Source organism: Variovorax sp. dw_954, from assembly GCF_018449755.1.
GTDB lineage: Bacteria > Pseudomonadota > Gammaproteobacteria > Burkholderiales > Burkholderiaceae_C > Variovorax.
This window is the reverse complement of record NZ_JAAVVD010000001.1, coordinates 510,498-528,196: the sequence shown is the minus strand read 5'-3', so window position 1 is coordinate 528,196 and position 17,699 is coordinate 510,498. Positions and strand designations below refer to the sequence as shown.

The window sequence follows — 17,699 nt, the reverse complement described above, 5'->3', positions numbered from 1 at the left end:
GAAACGATGGGCTTCAGGCCCGGCAGCATTGCGCCAGCACTTCCCGCACCAGCGCCTCGGGTGCGGCGCGCATGACTGCCGACCCGGGTCGGTCGAGCAGTACGAAGCGGATCTCGCCGCCCTCGGACTTCTTGTCCACGCGCATCAGTTCGAGGTAGCGCTCCGCCCCCAGTGCCGGCCCCACGATTGGCAGGCCCGCGCGTTCGATGAGCCGAGTCAGTCGCGCCACGAAAGCCGCATCCACGCCCCCCAGGCGCTGCGACAGTTGTGCCGCCATCACCATGCCGCAACCGACGGCCTCGCCGTGCAGCCACTCGCCATAGCCCAGGCCCGACTCGATGGCATGGCCGAAGGTATGGCCGAAGTTGAGGATGGCCCGCAGCCCCGATTCGCGCTCGTCCTGACCGACGACCTCGGCCTTGATCTCGCAACTGCGCTTCACCGCAAGGGCCAGCGCAGCGCCGTCGCGCGCCACCATCGCGTCCATGTGGGCCTCGATCCAGTCGAAGAAGGCCATGTCGTAGATCGGCCCGTACTTGATCACTTCGGCAAGGCCCGCGCTGAGTTCGCGCGCCGGCAGCGTCTTCAGCGTGCCCAGGTCGCACAGCACCAGTTGCGGCTGGTAGAACGCGCCGATCATGTTCTTGCCGAGCGGATGGTTGATGGCCGTCTTGCCACCCACCGAGGAATCGACCTGCGCCAGCAAGGTCGTCGGCACCTGGACGAAGGGCACGCCGCGCATGTAGCTGGCAGCCGCGAAGCCGGTCATGTCGCCCACCACACCGCCGCCCAGCGCGAACAGCACGGTCTTGCGGTCGCAACCACGGCCCAGCAGCGCATCGAAGATCAGGTTGAGCGTGGCCCAGTCCTTGTAGACCTCCCCGTCGGGCAGTTCCAGCAGGTGCACCGAGCGGAAGCGTGGTTCCAGTACGGCGCGCAGGCGCTGCGCGTAGAGGGGCGCCACAGTGGTGTTGCTGACGATCAGCGCGCTGGCCGATGCCGGCAGGCCCGCATAGTGCGACGCATCGTCGAGCAGGTCGTCGCCAATCAGGATGGGGTAGCTGCGGTCGCCGAGGTTTATCTCGACACGTTCCAGGGTCGCGGTCAAAGGCATCCCGCGAGTTTAGGCCCAGCAGGCTGGGCGCTTATTCGTGGGGGTCAACGGGCGGGACATCGGGCGGCGCCGACGGAACCACGATGCCCGCCAGTTCCAGTTGCATCACGATGATGTTGACCAGCATGGCGACCGAAGGCCGCCCGGTCTCGACGATGTCGTGCGCAGTCTGCCGGTACAGCGGGTCCCGCGCGCCATGCAGTTCGCGCAGCCGCCCCAGCGGATCGGCCACCTGGAGCAACGGTCGCTTCACGTCGTGACGCAGGCGCCGGAACAGGTCTTCGGGCGAGGACCGCAGGTAGATCACGTGGAAGCTGCCGCGCAGCATGGCCCGGTTGGCCTCGCGCAGCACCGAGCCGCCGCCGGTCGCCACCACGCCGCTGGCGGTCCGGGCCAGGTCTGCGATGACCTGCTGCTCGATGTCACGGAAGCTTGCCTCGCCTTCGCGCTCGAAGTAATCGCGAATCGAGCAGCCTATGCGCTGCTCGATCACGTTGTCACTGTCGATGAAGGGGAGTTGCAGGCGCTGACCAAGGCGCCTGCCCACTGCGGATTTTCCGGCGCCGGGCAAGCCGACGAGTGCGACCGCCATGCGGTTCAGCAACGGCCGCGCATCAGCGCGCGGCGTTGCGGTCAGTGATCATTTTCGGGGTGATGAAAATCAGCATTTCTGTCTTGTTGGACGTGCGATTCTTCGTGCGGAACAGTGCGCCGAGGTAAGGCACCTCGCCCAGCACAGGCACACGCGTATCGTCGGTGGATTCGGTGAGCTCGAAGATACCACCGATGACCACCGTGCCGCCGTTCTCCACCAGCACCTCGGTCTGCACGTGCTTGGTGTTGATCGCGAAGCCTGCCGTCGTCGCCTGGCCGACGGTGTCCTTGTTGACGTCCAGCGTCAGGATGATGTTGCCTTCAGGCGTGATCTGCGGCGTCACTTCCAGCTTCAGGTTGGCCTTGCGGAATGCGATGGAAGTCGCGCCGCTCGAGGTGGCCACCTGGTAGGGCAGTTCGGTGCCCTGCTCGATCAGCGCCTTGGTCTGGTCGGCCGTCACCACACGCGGGCTGGACACGACCTTGCCCTTGCCGTCTTCTTCCAGCGCGGAGATCTCGAGGTTCAGGATCCGCGACAGGCTCGAGCTGAACAGCGACAGTGCGAACGCACCCGGCTGCGCACCGCTGGCCAGGGCCGCGGGCAGGTTGATGAAGTTGCTGTTGGCGAAGCTGGCCGTCGACGAGTTGGCCGTCGAATTGGTGTAGGTCGTGCTCGTGGCACCGACCAGCGCGTTGTTGACCAGCCCGTTGACCAGGGGATTCGGACCAGCGAAAGTGCCCGGACCGTAGGTATTGATGCCGGCCGTCCGCACCCCGTTGGTGATCGCGGGCTGCACGCCGAAGCTGCTGGTGGAATTCAGCACACCGCCACCCAGCTTCACACCCAGCGACTTGCCGAAGGTGTCCGAAGCCTCGACGATGCGCGCCTCGATCAGCACCTGGCGAACCGGCACGTCGAGCTTCTGGATCATCTCGGTGACCTGCGCCAGTCGCGAAGGAATGTCGGACACGAAGAGCTGGTTCGTCCGCGTCTCTGCGATGACGGAGCCGCGAGCGCTCAGCAGTCGCGTCGTCGTGACGCCGCCGCCGCCGCCGACGCCGGTGCCGCTCAGCTGCTGCTGGACGATCGCGGCCTTGGTGTAGTTGAGCTGGTAGGACTGGGTGCGCAGCGGCTCCAGCGTCTCGATCGCTGCGGCGGCCTCGAACTCGACCTTTTCCTTGGCATTGATCTCATCCTTCGGTGCGATCCACAGCACGCTGCCGTTCTTGCGCATGCCGAGGTTCTTGGCCTGCATGATGATGTCGAGCGCCTGGTCCCAGGGCACGTCCTTCAGGCGCAGCGTCAGCGAGCCCGTCACCGAGTCGGAGGTCACGATGTTGAAGTTCGTGAAGTCGGCGATGACCTGCAGCAGCGAGCGGATCTCGATGTTCTGGAAGTTCAGCGACAGCTTCTCGCCAGAGTAGCCGGGGCCGCGCGTCAGCTTGGTCGGGTCGACCTTGCGGGCGCGCACTTCGACCACGAACTGGTTCTCGCTCTGGTAGGCGCTGTGCTCCCATTCGCCGGTGGGCTCGATGGTCATGCGCACGCGGTCGCCCGACTGCTGCGTGGTGATCAGTTGCACCGGCGTGCCGAAGTCGGCCACGTCGAGGCGCCGGCGCAGGCCCTCGGGCAGCGTCGACTTGGTGAATTCCACCACCAGGTTCTTGCCTTGCTGGCGAATGTCCACACCCACCTGGTTGTTCGGCAGGTCGACGATCACGCGGCCGGTGCGGTCAGGCCCGAGGCGGAAGTCCACATCCTTGATCGGCAGCATGTCACGGTTGCGGTTCTCCGCGAAAGCGCCTTGCTGCGACGCGACCAGCGCCGGACCGACGACCGGCTCCAGCGACACCAGCAGCGACTTGCCCTGGATCTCGGTCTTGTACGCGGTGGCCTGCTTGAGGTTCAACACCAGGCGCGTGCGTTCGCCGGCCTGCACGACGTTGACCGAGCGCAGGTTGCCCTGGTTGATTTCGATGGCCGAGCGGCCGATGCCGTTCGTCACGCCCGGGAAATCGAGCGCGATGCGCGCGGGCGTCTGGATCGCGAAGCCGGTCGGCGGCGCGGTCAGCGGCTGCGTCAGGTCGATGCGGATCACTTCGGCACCGGACTGCATCGAGCTTGTCACGTTCTCGATGGCATTCTGCGCATGAACGACCGCGGCGGCGCCGAGCGCCACCAGCGTCGTGCCGGCGGCTCTGAGCCACTTGGCGGCGATGGTTTGTACTTGCTTCATTTGGTCGGCCTCTCTTGCAGTTGCAGCGTCGCCACGCGTTCGATCCATTCACCGGCGGCGTCCTGCACGATTTCACGCAAGCCGAGTTCGGTTTCTGTGATGCGGGTGATGAGCCCGTAGTTGAGTCCCAGGTGCTCGCCGACGCGCACCTGGTAGAGCAGCTTGTCGACGCTGATCAGCGCTACGGGCTTGCCGTTGCGGTTGAGGCTGCCGACCATCGCCATCGAGTCGAGCGGGAAGGCTTCCAGCGCCTCCTTGCGCCTTGCCAGTTCAGGCCCGATCAGCCCCGAGGTGCTGGGCTGGGCCGAGTCGCGCCGCAGCGCCTGGGTCAACTTCTGGATGTCGAAGGGTTCCGTCGCACCGACTTCGGTGTAGGCCTGCGGCGTGAACTTCTTCGGCTCGGAAATGGGCGTGACGCTGGGCTTCACCTGGGCCCGCTGCTCGACCATCCACTGTTGCAACTCCTCGCGGTCGGAGTGGCCGCATCCGGCCAGGCCCACGACCGCCGCGGCCATCAGCAATACCTGCAGCAACTTCATTTCTTAGCCCCCGCCGCTGCTGCCGCGGCTGCCTTCTTCTGCATGTTCTGCTCTTCCGCGTCGAGGTAACGGAAGGTGCGTGCGGTGGCGTCCATCGTGAGGGAGCCGTCCTTCGCCGGCGCCAGCGCAATGTTGTTCAGGGTCACGATGCGCGAGAGGTTCGCGATGTCGGCCGCGAACGAGCCCATGTCGTGATAGCGGCCGGTCACGCGCACCGCGATCGGCAATTCGGCGTAGTAGTCCTTGACCACCACCGTGCCGGGCCGGAACAGTTCGAACTGTAGGCTTCGTCCTAGACCGGCCTGGTTGATGTCCGACAGCAATGCGTCCATTTCGGCCTTGCTGGGCAATTGCTTTTCCAGCAACGTGACGTATTGTTGGACCTGCTCGCGCTGCTTTTTCAGCATGTCGAGATTTGCGGCGAGGACGACCTTCTTCTGGTAGTCGGCGCGCAGCGTCACTTCCTTCGCGCGCTCGGCCTCGAGCGTGTCGTTCGAGTTGGTGAGCCAGACGAACCAGAGCGCCACCAGCACCAGCACCGTCACCAGCACGCACAGCGCGTAGCGCGGCACCGCCGGCCAGACGGACGGGTCGTTGGGATTCAGGCCGCGGAACTGGTCGCCGAAGCGGCGCAGCGATGCGGAGACGTCGATATTCGGGGCGGAGCGTCGTGTTGCCATGGCGCTTATCCTTTCACCGGTGCCGCGGGCGCGGCGGCGGGTATCGCACCGTCGGCCGGCTTTTGCACATCGGTCGGCCGCTTGAGGCCGATCTTCATCGTGAAGTTGGAAACGCGACGCGTGTCGCGCGGGCTCAACGCCACGGTTCCGGCGGTGATTTCAACCAGTTCCGGCTTGACCAGCCACGGACTGCTGTTGCCCAGGTTGCGCAGCAGTTCCGAGACGCGCTCGTTGGACTGCGCCACGCCCTGCAAGGTCACCGCCTGGTTGTCCTGCTTCATGTTGATGAGGTAGACGCCGTCGGGCAGTTGCCGCACCAGTTCGTTCATCAGGTGGACCGGCATGTTGCGGTCGCCCTGCAGGTCTTCCACGGCCTGCTGCCGTGCACGCAAGGCGGCGATCTCGGCCTGCAGCGTGGAGATCTCCTTGATCTCGGCTTCGAGCTTTGTGATCTCGGACTGCAGGTAGGCATTCTTGTCCTGCTGCGCGGAGATCTGCGCCTCGAACCAGACATAGGCTCCGCCGGCGATCAGGCCACCCGCCAGCGCGGCGGCGCCCAGCGACGCATAGAAGGTCTCGCGACGCCGCTTTCGCGCCGCCTCCCGGTGAGGGAGCAGATTGATGAGGATCACTGCACGAACCTCCGCATGGCCAGTCCACAGGACGTGAGGTAGGACGGCGCTTCGCGTCGAACCTTCTTTTCGCGGATGCCAGGGCCCATCTCCATGCCATCGAACGGATTCAGGAGCGAACAGGCGAACGAGGTCTGGCGCGTGACCGCGCTGGTCAAGCCCGGCAGGGCAGCCGAGCCGCCCGCCAGCAACACATAGTCGACACGGTTGTGCGGCGTGCTGGTGAAGAAGAACTGCAAGGCACGCGCGATTTCCTGCGCAATGCTGGCCACGAAAGGCTTGAGCACGCCGGCGCTGTAGTCGTCCGGAAGGTCACCGCTGCGCTTCTTGGTCTCGGCTTCTTCCGCGGAGAAACCGTACTGGCGCACGATCAGTTGCGTCAGTTGCGCGCCGCCGAAGGCCTGGTCGCGGTCATAGAGCACTTCCTGGTTGCGCAGCACCTGCATGCTGGTGGTGTAGGCGCCCACCTCGAACAGCGCGACCACGGCATCGCGGCCCTGCCCGGGCAATTGCTCGATGAGGCGCGCCGTTGCCAGCCGCGATGCATAGGACTCCACATCCAGGATCAGGGCCTTGAGCCCGGCCGCTTCGGCCAGCCCTTGGCGGTCCTGGACCTTTTCCTTGCGCGAAGCAGCAATCAGGACCTCGACATCACCCGCCGAACTCGCGTTCTGGCCGATCACGCAGAAGTCCAGGCTCACTTCGTCGAGCGAAAAAGGAATGTATTGATTGGCTTCGGACTCGACCTGGATCTCGAGTTCCTGTTCGCTCATGCCGCCGGGCAGAACGATCTTCTTGGTGATCACTGCAGACGGCGGCAATGCCAGGGCCGCGTTCTTGGTGCGGGTGCCGCTCTTGCGGACCACGCGACGCACCGCTTCGGCCACCTCGTCGAACTTCTCGACGTTGCCGTCGGTGATCCATCCCCGTTCCAGCGGCTCGATGGCGCAGCGTTCCAGCACCAGCTTTCCGGTGGCGTCGCGGCCGAGTTCGACCAGCTTGACGCTGGACGAACTGACGTCCAACCCAAGCAGGGGAGCGGGCTGACGACGAAACAACGATCCCAGTGCAGTCAAGTTGAATCCCATCCGCTTGTAACGATTGGAAATATTTGCGAGTGGTTGCATGCTAGCAGTAAGCACAGCACCGAACCAAGCGCCCGACCTTGAATCAGAAACAGTTCGTTGTCAAAAGTAGACGCTAATCTTCACTTCTGCAACTTACATCACGGATTGAATCGGTCTGTATTAAGACCGCATTTCGCCCGGCCGAAGCAAGGGCGCCTTTTTATAATGCCCGGCTGACTCCGCCACTTTCCATGCCCGAAAAAACAAAAGCCTCCGGGCCCGCCAAAACCCCTGCTGCCCGACCAAGGCGTCCCGCCTGGATCACCTGGCTGTTGAGATTTTTCCTCTGGACCACCGGCCTCGCCATTGCGGGCGTGCTGTCGATCCTGTTCGTGGTGGCCGTCGCACTCGCGGTTGCGTATCCCAATCTTCCCGATATTTCCGAACTGGCCGACTACCGCCCGAAGCTCCCGCTGCGCGTATTTTCATCGGAAGGCATCCAGATTGGCGAGTTCGGCGAAGAGCGTCGCAATCTGACACCGATCGACACGATTCCCAAGGTCATGAAGGATGCGGTGCTGGCCGCCGAAGACGCCCGCTTCTACAGCCACGGCGGCGTCGACTACAAGGGCATGCTGCGCGCGGGACTGGCCAACCTCAACAAGGTCAAGAGCCAGGGGGCCTCGACCATCACGATGCAGGTGGCACGCAACGTCTACCTGAGTTCCGAGAAGACGCTGACGCGCAAGATCTACGAGATCCTGCTGACCTTCAAGCTGGAACACCTGCTCACCAAGGACCAGATCCTCGAGATCTACCTGAACCAGATCTACCTCGGCAACCGTGCCTACGGGTTTGCCGCGGCGTCGGAGGCCTACTTCGGCAAGCCGTTGAAGGACATCACCATCGCCCAGGCCGCGATGCTGGCCGGCCTGCCCAAGGCGCCCGGCGCCAACAACCCGGTCAACAACCCCTCGCGCGCCCGCGGCCGCCAGCTCTACGTGATCGACCGCATGCAGGACGCCGGCTTCATCACCGCGGAACAGGCCGACGAAGCCCGCAAGGAAGAACCCCAGTTGCGCGATGCCCAGGACCCGAACCGCCTGCACGCGGAATACGTGGCCGAGACGGTGCGCCAGCTCATGTACGCCCAGTACGGCGACACCACCTACACCCGCGGCCTCAAGGTCTACACCACGCTGGTCGCTGCCGACCAGGCCGCCGCCTACAAGGCGCTGCGCAAGGGCATCATGGACTACGAGCGGCGCCAGATCTACCGCGGCCCCGAGAAGTTCGTCGACCTCCCGCAGAACCCCAAGGAACTGGACGACGCGGTCGACGACGCCCTGTCCGACCACCCCGACAACGGCGACGTGATGTCGGCCGTGGTCCTCAAGGCCTCCGCAAAGGAAGTGACCGCCGTGCGCGGCAACGGCGAAACCCTGACCATCAGCGGCGAAGGCCTGCGCCCGGCCCAGTCCGGTCTGGCCGACAAGGCCGCGCCCAACATCCGGATCCGCCGCGGCGCGGTGATCCGGATCGCCAAGACGCCGAAGAACACTTGGGAAATCACGCAATTGCCCGAAGTCGAAGGCGCCTTCGTCGCGATGGACCCGCGCGACGGCGCCATCAAGGCACTGATCGGAGGGTTCGACTTCGACAAGAACAAGTTCAACCACGTGACGCAGGCCTGGCGCCAGCCGGGCTCGAGCTTCAAGCCCTTCATCTATTCGGCCGCGCTCGAAAAGGGCTTCTCGCCGGCCACGGTGGTCAACGACGCACCGCTGTTCTTCGACGCGGGCACCACCGGCGGCCAGCCTTGGGAGCCGAAGAACTACGACGGCACCTTCGAAGGCCCGATGCCGCTGCGGCGCGCGCTGATGAAGTCGAAGAACATGGTGTCGATCCGCATCCTGCAGTCGATCGGCACGCACTACGCGCAAGACTGGATCACCAATTTCGGCTTCGACCGCGACAAGCACCCGGCCTACCTGCCGATGGCGCTCGGGGCCGGCTCGGTCACGCCGATGCAGATGGCGACCGCCTATTCGGTCTTCGCCAACGGCGGCTACCGAGTCCCCCCCGTGCTCGTGTCGCGCGTGACCGACCACAAGGACAAGGTCCTGGTCGACCGGCAGCCGCCTGTGCTGAACGACAGCATGCGCGCCATCCCGCAGCGCAACGCCTGGATCATGGACAGCCTGCTGCAATCGGTCGCCAGCGGCGGCACCGCGGCCAAGGCGCAGGCCACGCTGAAGCGTACCGACCTCTACGGCAAGACCGGCACCACCAACGACTCGCTCGACGCGTGGTTCGCCGGCTTCCAGCCCACCATCGCGGCCATCGCCTGGATGGGCTACGACACACCACGCAAGCTCGGCGACAAGGAGACCGGTGGCGGCCTGAGCCTGCCGATCTGGATCTCCTTCATGGAAACCGCGCTCAAGGGCGTTCCGGTGGCCGAGTTGGCGGCGCCGCCTGGCGTGGTCAATGTGGGCAGCGAGTGGTATTTCGACGACTACGCGCCGGGCCGCGGCGTGTCCAGCCTGGGTGTGGACAACAGTGGTTCGTCGTCCGCGCCTGCCGCCGAATCGTTGACGGGCGCACCGGTCGCCCCGCCGGCACAGCCGGAAGAACGCAACCGCATCCTCGACCTGTTCCGGAACTGAGCGCCGTCGCTCAGCGCGCTGCGGTGAACTGCAGCGGCTGGCCCGATTGCGCCGTTGCCTCGCGCGAGAGGTTGGCGAACAGTTCCTCGCCGGTCTTGGTGTCGCGCCACACCCCCTCGACCTGCCGGTAGTGATAGCCGCCCGAGCGCGCCGCCAGCCAGATCTCCTGCAGGGGCGGCTGCAGGTTCACGATCAGCTGGCTCTTGTTGGGGAAGGTGATGGTGATCATCCCGCCCACCCGCTGGTTGTCGATGTCCGCGTCGGTCGCGTCGTTGAGGCGGTCGCAGCCCTGTTCGATGGCGGCAAGCGCCGCTTCCGCGCGGTCGAGGTACTCAGGGTCGGTCATTACAATTTCACGATGTTGAAAGTCACTCAAATTCTAGTGATCGCGCTTGGCCTTCCATCGGTCGTGGTCGGCATCACCGGCTGCGGTCAACGTGGGAGCCTCTACATGCCGACCGAGCCGGCCGCCGCGAACCGTGCGACCCTGCCTGACCTGGTGATCCCGGGAACGCGCAAGCCATCCGCCACGGCACCTGCACAAGCCCCCGCGGCGACGGCCCCGGCCTCGACCTCGACCTCGACCTCGACCTCGACCTCGACCTCGACCTCGACCTCGACCGAACCCGCACCCGCACCCGCCGACCAGACCACGGAACCCACCCAGTGAACATCACCCCCCTGCCCGGCCATCCCCATGTCGCTCGACGCGATGGCCAACTGCACGTCGAAGGCGTGGCGCTCGATGCGCTGGCGCGCGAACATGGCACGCCCCTGTTCGTCTATTCCAGGCAATGGATGCTCGATGCGCTCGCCGCCTACCAGCGCGGCTTTGCAGGCCGCAATGCCCTGATCTGCTATGCGATGAAGGCGAATTCCTCGCTGGGTGTGTTGCGCGTGTTTGCCGAGGCGGGCTGCGGTTTCGATCTCGTGTCCGGCGGCGAACTGGCGCGCGCTTTAACGGTCGGCACCGACCCGGCCAAGATCGTGTTCTCCGGCGTTGGCAAGACGCGCGATGAAATGCGGGAAGGCCTGGCCGCCAACATCGGCTGTTTCAACGTCGAGAGCGAAGCCGAACTCGACGTGCTGAACGAGGTGGCCTTGTCGATGGGCAAGCGCGCCCCGGTCAGCCTGCGCATCAACCCCAACGTCGACCCGAAGACGCACCCCTACATCTCCACCGGATTGAAGGGCAACAAGTTCGGCATCGCGCACGATCACGCGCCCGTAGCGTACCGGCATGCCGCCTCCCTGCCCGGCCTGCAGATCGTGGGCATCGACTGCCACATCGGCTCGCAGATCACCGAGGCCTCGCCGTATCTCGACGCCATGGACCGGATCCTGGACCTCGTGGAAGCGGTGGAGCAGGACGGCATCCGGCTGCACCACATCGACTTCGGCGGCGGACTCGGCATCAACTACCAGGGTGATACGCCGCCAGCGGCCGACGCCCTCTGGGCCCAGTTGCTCGCACGCGTGGACGCGCGCGGCTTTGGCGACCGCAAGTTCATCATCGAGCCCGGCCGCTCGCTGGTCGGGAATGCCGGCGTTTGCGTGACCGAGGTGATCTACACCAAGCCCGGCGAAGACAAGAACTTCTGCATCATCGACGCGGCCATGAACGATCTGCCGCGTCCAGCGATGTACCAGGCCTTCCATGCGATCGTGCCGGTGCACGAGCGTTCGACCGACGCGACGATCTACGACGTGGTCGGCCCCGTGTGCGAGAGCGGCGACTGGATCGGCCGCGACCGGGCGCTGGCGGTCGAGGCGGGCGACCTGCTGGCCGTGCTGTCGGCGGGGGCCTACTGCATGAGCATGGCCAGCAACTACAACACACGGGGCCGTGCGGCCGAGGTGCTGGTCAGCGGCGACAGCGCGAAGCTGATCCGGCGGCGTGAGTCGGTGGAAGATCAGTTGCTGAGCGAAAAAATCTAGTCGGCTGCAACGTTCGATCCGCCAGCGAGGGCTGCGTCAGCGGAGCGCAAGTCAATCGCGCAGCGCTTTTGCGAGCGCTCCCCGCGCCAGCCCCCTACCGCTTCGACAATTGCGGCCGCCCCGCGGGCGCGGGGGCGATCTTCTTGCTCGCGAAGTTCCACACGCGCCAGCCCAGCAGCACGCCGATGATCGCGGCGTAGACGAACACTTCGTTGAAATTGTGCTTGGCTGCGCGCATCCAGAAGAAGTGCAGCAGGCCCAGTCCCGCGATCACATACACGAGCTTGTGCAATAGTTGCCAGCGCTTCGCACCCATCGCCTTTATCGCGCGATTGAAGGAGGTCGCAGCCAACGGTGTGAGCAGCAGGAACCCCGTGAAGCCGACCAGGATGAAGGGCCGCTTCGCAATGTCCTTCGCGATGTCGCCAAGTTCGAAGCCCATGTCGAACCAGCTGTAGCTCAGCAGGTGCAACACCACGTAGAAGTAGGCGAACAGCCCCAGCATGCGGCGAAAGCGCGCCAGCGCATTCCACTTCGTCATGACGCGCAGCGGCGTCACCGCCAGCACGATGCAGATGAAGCGCAGCGTCCAGTCGCCGTTCTTGCGTATCAGGTATTCGGCGGGATTGGCGCCCAGGCCATTGGTGAATGCGCCGTAGACCATCCACGCGAACGGCAGCAGGCACAGCACGAACAACACCGGCTTGACCGCCGGATGCATGAGCAGCTTGTTCATGGCCGCGCTCAGTAGTTCTTCTTCAGGTCCATGCCCGCATAGAGCTGGCCGACCTGCGCTTCGTAGCCATTGAACATCTGTGTCTTGGTGCGCTTGGCGAACAGGCCGCCGCCGTCGCCGATGCGGCGCTCGGTTGCCTGGCTCCAGCGCGGATGATCGACGTTCGGGTTCACGTTCGAATAGAAGCCGTACTCGTTGGCCGCGGCCTTGTTCCAGGCCGTGCCCGGCTCCTTCTCGACGAAGCGGATCTTGACGATCGACTTGGCGCTCTTGAAGCCGTACTTCCATGGCACCACGATGCGCACCGGCGCACCGTTCTGGTTCGGCAGCACCTCGCCGTACATGCCAAAGGTCAGCAGCGTGAGCGGGTGCATCGCCTCGTCCATGCGCAGGCCTTCGACGTAAGGCCAGTCGAGCACGCGTGAGCCGACGAAAGGCATCGTCTTCGGGTCGGCCAGCGTCACGAACTCGACGAACTTCGCATTGCCCTGCGGCTCAACCTTCTTGATGAGTTCGGCCAGCGAATAACCGACCCACGGAATCACCATCGACCAGCCCTCGACGCAGCGCAGGCGATAGATGCGCTCTTCCTGTGCGCTGAGCTTGACCAGGTCCTCGATGCCGTACTTGCCTGGCTTCTTGACCAGGCCCTCGACCTCGACGGTCCACGGCTTCGTCTTCAGCGTGCCGGCGTTCTTCGCCGGGTCGGCCTTGTCGGTGCCGAACTCGTAGTAGTTGTTGTAGCTGGTGACGTCCTTGTAGTCGCTCACCTTTTCGGTGGTCATGGCGCCCGCCACCGAAGACTTGGCGCCGACCAGCGCAGCCAGCTTGCCCGGGGCCGCTGTCTCGGCCATGGCATCGCGTGCGGCCCACGACGAGAGCAGCGCGCCGGCCGCGCCGCCAGCCAGCAGCTTGAGCATGTCGCGCCGGCTCTCGTAGACGCCGCGTGGCGTGATGTCGCTCGGGACCGGGTGGTCGAAGCCGTTGTGACGGGACTGAATCAGCATGATCGCCTTTCGCTGGGCTCGTTGTACTCTGGAGTCGATGTGGCCTTGCCGTCTCGACGCGGTCCCACGGGGGCGGACTGGGCGGCCCGGCCCTGGGGGCTCGCTGGGTAGTTCGTATGGAACCACGCTCTGGTTACGCGCCGATGATCCGATCGGTTTCAAACGTCATGAAAGTGCCGCCGGCAGCACCGCGAGATTGCCGGGGTGGCGTGGGCCGGGCGCGACCCTGCGGGCTCACAGCGTTCCGTAGCTGTGCAAGCCGCTCAGGAACATGTTCACCCCGAGGAAGGCAAAGGTGGTCACGGCCAGGCCGCCGAGCGCCCACCAGGCAGCCACGGTGCCACGCAAGCCCTTGACCAGCCGCATGTGCAGCCAGGCTGCATAGTTGAGCCAGACGATGAGCGCCCAGGTTTCCTTCGGGTCCCAACTCCAGTAACCGCCCCAGGCATCGGCCGCCCAGAGTGCGCCGAGCACCGTCGCGATGGTGAAGAACGCGAAGCCGACGGTGATCGACTTGTACATCACGTCGTCCAGCACCTCCAGCGACGGCAGCCGCGAGGCGATGCGCCTGCGCCCCATCAGGATGCCGGCCGCGATCACGGCCGAAATGGCCGCGTACACCAACCAATAGCTGCCGCCCGCCTCCTGCACGCGCTGGCGGAAGGCCACCGGCACGAAGCACAACGCAATGCCGAAGAGCCAGATCGGCGTGAGCTTGTACAAGCGGGTTTCATCCGCCTGCTGCTTGATGAGGTAGGCGAACGAAACCATCGCGGCCAGCGAAAAAGTGCCATAGCCGATGAAGTTGGCCGGCACATGCAGCTTCATCCACCAGCTTTGAAGTGCGGGCACCAGCGGCTGGATCTCATGCGCCTGCCGCACCAGCGTGTACCAGAGCAGGAAGCCCACGGCCGCGCTGACCACCAGCATGACGAAAGCGCCAAGCGAACGCGTCTTGTAGCGCGACTCGAAGAAGAGGTAGAACGCGGTCGTGATCCAGCAGAACAGCACGAACACCTCGTACAGATTGCTGACCGGGATGTGGCCGATGTCCGGGCCGAGTTGATGACTTTCGTACCAGCGGACCATGGTGCCGATGAGCGCCATCGTCACCGCCGCCCACGCGACGCGCGAGCCGATGAGTTCCATCGCGTCGCCCTGCTTGCCGCCGAACAGGCCCAGCCAATAGAACATCGTGCTCATGAAGAACAGCACGCTCATCCAGAGGATGGCCGACTGGCTCGACAGGAAGTACTTGAGCTGGAACACCGTGTCGGCGCGCGCCAGGTCACCCTGGTACGACGAGATCGCCAGCAATGAAGCGGCAGCCACGACGAGCGCCAGCACGCGCAGCGGTCGCCAGAACCAGCCCAGCGATATGCCGGCCGCCATCGCAGCGACGAGGATCGGCTTCTCGTAGTAGTCCATCGAGGCCGAGTAGCGCGAGAACACGAAGGCCCCCCCCGCCAGCACCAGCACCGCGAAGAGCCAGTCGAAGGCATTGCGGCGTGACCGCCAGCTGTCGTTGAGCGTCAGGGTTGTCGTGGTCATGACACCGTCTCCTTGCTTGTGTCGATGGCGAGCAGCCTTGCCTTGAGATGCTCGAATTCGCGGTCGCTGTCCATGGTCTTGCGATTGACCGAGAACGCCATGGTGGCCGCCGTATCGCCGGCCCGCAAGCCGTCGGGCGTCAGCCAGACCCAGAGCCTGCGCTCACGCACGTACAGCATCGCAAAAATGCCGATGATGAGCAACAGGCAGCCCAGGTAGACGATGTTCTTGCCGGGCGCACGCGCCACCTGGAACACGCTGGCCTGCACCTGCTTGAAGTCGCTGAGCATGAGCGCCATGGGCGCCGGATAGAAGGCCGAATCGCTGATGGCCAGCACCGACTGCGTCAGGAAAGCCTGCGACTGCTGGTCCGGCGGCATCTCGGGCAGGCCGGCCTTTTCGCGGCTCAGGTTGAGCACCTCGAACAGCACGTCGTTCAGGATACGCACCAGCACCGTGCCCGCGCGCTCGCGCTCGGCCTGCGGCACGTTGACTTCCATGAAATCCGCGATGGCCTGCCAGCCGCCGCTGCCCGGGCTGTCGGGCTTGACGCGCTCGGCGCCGGCGAACAGGCCCAGTGCTCGCGCGGCCGACACGCGCAGTTGCTCGGCCAGCTCAGGGCGCTTCGAATCGCCCACGCGGGCGATGTAGCGGTCGATCGCCTTTTCGCGCAGGGCGGCGTCGGCCAGGGCGGCGCGCATCTGGACGAAGCCGTCCATCGTGCCCTTGTCGTCGGCCGGGACGCGCAGGTAGCGGAAGGGCTCTTCGGGCTTCTCGCGAACGCCCAGCAGGAACACGGGCATGCCATCGCCTGCATCGACGGGGGCCATGTAGTTCTGGAACTCCCGCGCCTGGCCCGAAGCGTCGCGCAGCTTGTAGCTGATGCTGGGGCCGATGTTGCGCAACGTTTTCGGCTTGTCGGTCTTGTTGGCCGCGCCGAGCCGCGATTGCAGGTCGTGCACCAGGTCCACCTTGCGCACGTCGGCGCCGCTGCCGCTGGCTGCATCCCCGAAGTTCTCGACGTTGATGACGCGCAGCGCGGTGTATTCGAGGGTGAGCTTCTCGGAGCCGTTGGTGAGCTGGGCGCTGCTGCCGATGGTGCCTTCGATCTCGAATGGCTTGGCCGCAGCGGCCATCGGCACCGACTTGAGCGTCACGGAAGAGCCGCCGTCGTCGAAGCTGGATTGGTAGATCTCGATGCCTCTCCAGCTCGCCGGATGGTTCACCTCGATGCGCGCCGTCTTGCTCTCACCCGTCTGCCGGTCGTGCAGCACCACTTCGCTGGCGAACAGCTTGGGCATGCCGGTCGAGTAATAGTCGACGATGAATTTCTTCAGTTCGATCGAGAAGGGCAGTTCCTGCAGCAGCACGCCGGTCGACTGGTTCAGGATCGCCACGCCGGCCTGCCCACCCTCGGGCACCAGGATGTTGCCGCGGAAGGTGGGATTGCTCGCCGACAGGCGATGCTGCGGCGGGACGTCGGCGATCATGCCGCCGCCGGTGTAGACGCTCTTGCCGGCGAACCAGGTCTGCGCCGTGACGATCAGGTCGCCGTCCAGCAGGCCGCCGATGCACACCAGCACGATGGCGCTGTGCGCGGCGATATAGCCCAGCTTGTGTGCACCGCCGGCGCGGGCGGCCACCATCCAGCCACCCTCCCTACCAGGCAGTTCGCGCCGCTGCAGCTTGACCTTCCAGCCGCCGCCCGAAAGCAACTGTCCGATGCGGTTGGCCGCCATGTCGGGCGTCTCGACCAGCACCGTCTCGGCCCGTTGGCCGAAGGCCTTCAGGCTCTGGGCGCGGATGTCTTCCTTGAAGACCTTGAAGTCAGCCAGGATGCGCGGCGTGTTGCGCGCCACGCAGAGCGAGGTGCTGATCACCAGGAACAGCAGGATCAGCAGGAACCACCAGGCGCTGTAGACCGAGTCGAGCAGCGCCGCGCGAAACACCTGCGCCCAGAACGGACCGAACTGGTTGACGTAGTTGCCGACGGGTTCGTGCTGCTTGAGCACGGTGCCGATGATCGAGGCGATGCAGATCACCGTGAGCAGCGCGATGGCAAAGCGCATCGACGACAGCAGCTCCACCGCGGCGCGCAGGGCATGCGAGCCGCGTTTCAGGCGAAGGCCGTGGGTGGAGACGGAGACGGACATGAAGAATGGAAAGCGCTGGTGCCAAAGACAAAGGCGGGCCATCCGGATGGACGGACCCGCCTTGCTTGGGGTTCTCTGTTGGCGTTTGGTTCAGCCGGAATGCGTGGTTTCAGCGCAATCCGGCGATGTAATCGGAAACCGCCTTGATCTCGCGGTCGTTCAGCTTGGCAGCCACGCCCGTCATCATCGGTGCGTTGGTGCGGCCGCCGTCGCGGAAGGCGACGAGTTGCGTGACCAGGTAGTCGGCATGCTGGCCGCCAAGGCGCGGGTACTGGGCCGGGATGCCGGCGCCGTTCGGGCTGTGGCAGCCTGCGCAGGCCGGCACCTGGCGGTCGGCGATGCCGCCACGGTAGATGCGCTCGCCCAGCTCGACCGTTTCCTTGCTCTTGGCGAAGCCGGGCTTGGCGGTCTTCGAGCCCACGAACCAGGCGATGTCGCGCATCTCCTGGTCGCTCAGGGTCGCGGCCATCGGCGACATGATGGCGCTCTTGCGCTTGCCGGACTTGAATTCTTCCAGCTGCTTGAGGATGTATTCCGGATGCTGTTGCGCCAGCTTGGGATTCGCCGGGACCGCCGAGTTGCCGTCCGGGTTGTGGCATGAGGCGCAGGCCTTGGCGTTGTAGACCGTGTCACCCTTTGCCAGGTCCGGCTTGGGTTTGGCCGGTGCGGCGGCAGCGGGTGCTGCCGCATGCTCGTCAGCCGCGAAGCTGGAAGTGCCGGTGGCGCCCAGCAGGGCAGCGAGCAGGAAGGGGACGAACAACTTCATATCGGGGGGTTTGATT

General features: G+C 65.2%; 16 protein-coding genes. 3 read left to right on the top strand and 13 right to left on the bottom strand.

Features of this window, described 5'->3' with window-relative positions; all coding sequences use genetic code 11:
- Positions 1-13: 13 nt before the first annotated feature.
- From aroB to HB681_RS02320, 7 genes are read right to left on the bottom strand one after another with little or no spacing between them, the layout of a single operon-like run.
- Entirely contained in the window at positions 14-1,114 is a 1,101-nt protein-coding gene (aroB, locus tag HB681_RS02350; protein WP_213953129.1) for a 3-dehydroquinate synthase, read from the bottom strand.
- Between the two features lie 31 nt (positions 1,115-1,145).
- Entirely contained in the window at positions 1,146-1,706 is a 561-nt protein-coding gene (locus HB681_RS02345; RefSeq protein ID WP_213953128.1) for a shikimate kinase, read from the bottom strand.
- 22 nt (positions 1,707-1,728) lie between these two features.
- Positions 1,729-3,945, bottom strand: a complete 2,217-nt coding sequence (pilQ, locus tag HB681_RS02340) for a type IV pilus secretin family protein (RefSeq protein WP_213953127.1) — start codon at positions 3,943-3,945, stop codon at positions 1,729-1,731.
- Positions 3,942-4,484 carry a pilus assembly protein PilP gene (locus HB681_RS02335; protein ID WP_213953126.1) on the bottom strand — a complete coding sequence of 181 codons (543 nt, stop codon included), beginning with the start codon at positions 4,482-4,484 and terminating at the stop codon, positions 3,942-3,944. Before HB681_RS02335 ends, pilQ begins: the two co-directional genes overlap by 4 nt.
- On the bottom strand, positions 4,481-5,164 hold the full coding sequence (locus HB681_RS02330; RefSeq protein WP_213953125.1) for a type 4a pilus biogenesis protein PilO: 684 nt from the start codon (positions 5,162-5,164) through the stop codon (positions 4,481-4,483). Before HB681_RS02330 ends, HB681_RS02335 begins: the two co-directional genes overlap by 4 nt.
- A gap of 5 nt (positions 5,165-5,169) precedes the next feature.
- Complete coding sequence (locus tag HB681_RS02325; RefSeq protein ID WP_213953124.1) at positions 5,170-5,796, bottom strand: PilN domain-containing protein; 627 nt, start codon at positions 5,794-5,796, stop codon at positions 5,170-5,172.
- Positions 5,793-6,872 carry a pilus assembly protein PilM gene (locus HB681_RS02320; protein WP_213953123.1) on the bottom strand — a complete coding sequence of 360 codons (1,080 nt, stop codon included), beginning with the start codon at positions 6,870-6,872 and terminating at the stop codon, positions 5,793-5,795. Before HB681_RS02320 ends, HB681_RS02325 begins: the two co-directional genes overlap by 4 nt.
- A 242-nt stretch (positions 6,873-7,114) precedes the next feature.
- On the opposite strand from HB681_RS02320, the gene HB681_RS02315 reads away from it, so the two are divergent.
- The gene (locus HB681_RS02315) at positions 7,115-9,532 is read left to right on the top strand and encodes a penicillin-binding protein 1A (RefSeq protein ID WP_213953122.1); all 2,418 of its coding nucleotides are present in this window, start codon (positions 7,115-7,117) and stop codon (positions 9,530-9,532) included.
- Between the two features lie 10 nt (positions 9,533-9,542).
- On the opposite strand, the gene cyaY is transcribed toward HB681_RS02315, so the two are convergent.
- The gene (gene cyaY, locus HB681_RS02310) at positions 9,543-9,878 is read right to left on the bottom strand and encodes an iron donor protein CyaY (protein WP_213953121.1); all 336 of its coding nucleotides are present in this window, start codon (positions 9,876-9,878) and stop codon (positions 9,543-9,545) included.
- Between the two features lie 12 nt (positions 9,879-9,890).
- Here cyaY and HB681_RS02305 point away from each other — a divergent pair, with 12 nt between their 5' ends.
- Together HB681_RS02305 and lysA are read left to right on the top strand one after the other, a co-directional pair.
- Positions 9,891-10,202, top strand: coding sequence for a lipoprotein (locus tag HB681_RS02305; RefSeq protein ID WP_256734788.1), 312 nt, complete (start codon positions 9,891-9,893; stop codon positions 10,200-10,202).
- Positions 10,199-11,470 (top strand): diaminopimelate decarboxylase, encoded by a 1,272-nt coding sequence (gene lysA, locus HB681_RS02300; protein ID WP_213953120.1) that lies wholly within the window; start codon positions 10,199-10,201, stop codon positions 11,468-11,470. Before HB681_RS02305 ends, lysA begins: the two co-directional genes overlap by 4 nt.
- A gap of 94 nt (positions 11,471-11,564) precedes the next feature.
- Here lysA and HB681_RS02295 read toward each other — a convergent pair whose 3' ends face one another.
- The 5 genes from HB681_RS02295 to HB681_RS02275 all read right to left on the bottom strand — a co-directional run bounded on the left by HB681_RS02295 (position 11,565) and on the right by HB681_RS02275 (position 17,683).
- A complete protein-coding gene (locus tag HB681_RS02295; protein WP_213953119.1) occupies positions 11,565-12,206 on the bottom strand; it encodes a protein-methionine-sulfoxide reductase heme-binding subunit MsrQ in 642 nt (213 codons plus the stop codon).
- An 8-nt stretch (positions 12,207-12,214) separates the two neighbouring features.
- Positions 12,215-13,213, bottom strand: a complete 999-nt coding sequence (msrP, locus tag HB681_RS02290; RefSeq protein ID WP_213953118.1) for a protein-methionine-sulfoxide reductase catalytic subunit MsrP — start codon at positions 13,211-13,213, stop codon at positions 12,215-12,217.
- A 234-nt stretch (positions 13,214-13,447) separates the two neighbouring features.
- A complete protein-coding gene (gene ccsB, locus HB681_RS02285) occupies positions 13,448-14,764 on the bottom strand; it encodes a c-type cytochrome biogenesis protein CcsB (protein WP_213953117.1) in 1,317 nt (438 codons plus the stop codon).
- The gene (locus HB681_RS02280) at positions 14,761-16,917 is read right to left on the bottom strand and encodes a cytochrome c biogenesis protein ResB (protein WP_213953116.1); all 2,157 of its coding nucleotides are present in this window, start codon (positions 16,915-16,917) and stop codon (positions 14,761-14,763) included. Before HB681_RS02280 ends, ccsB begins: the two co-directional genes overlap by 4 nt.
- Positions 16,918-17,026: 109 nt before the next feature.
- Positions 17,027-17,683, bottom strand: a complete 657-nt coding sequence (locus HB681_RS02275; protein ID WP_213953115.1) for a c-type cytochrome — start codon at positions 17,681-17,683, stop codon at positions 17,027-17,029.
- Positions 17,684-17,699 lie beyond the last annotated feature (16 nt).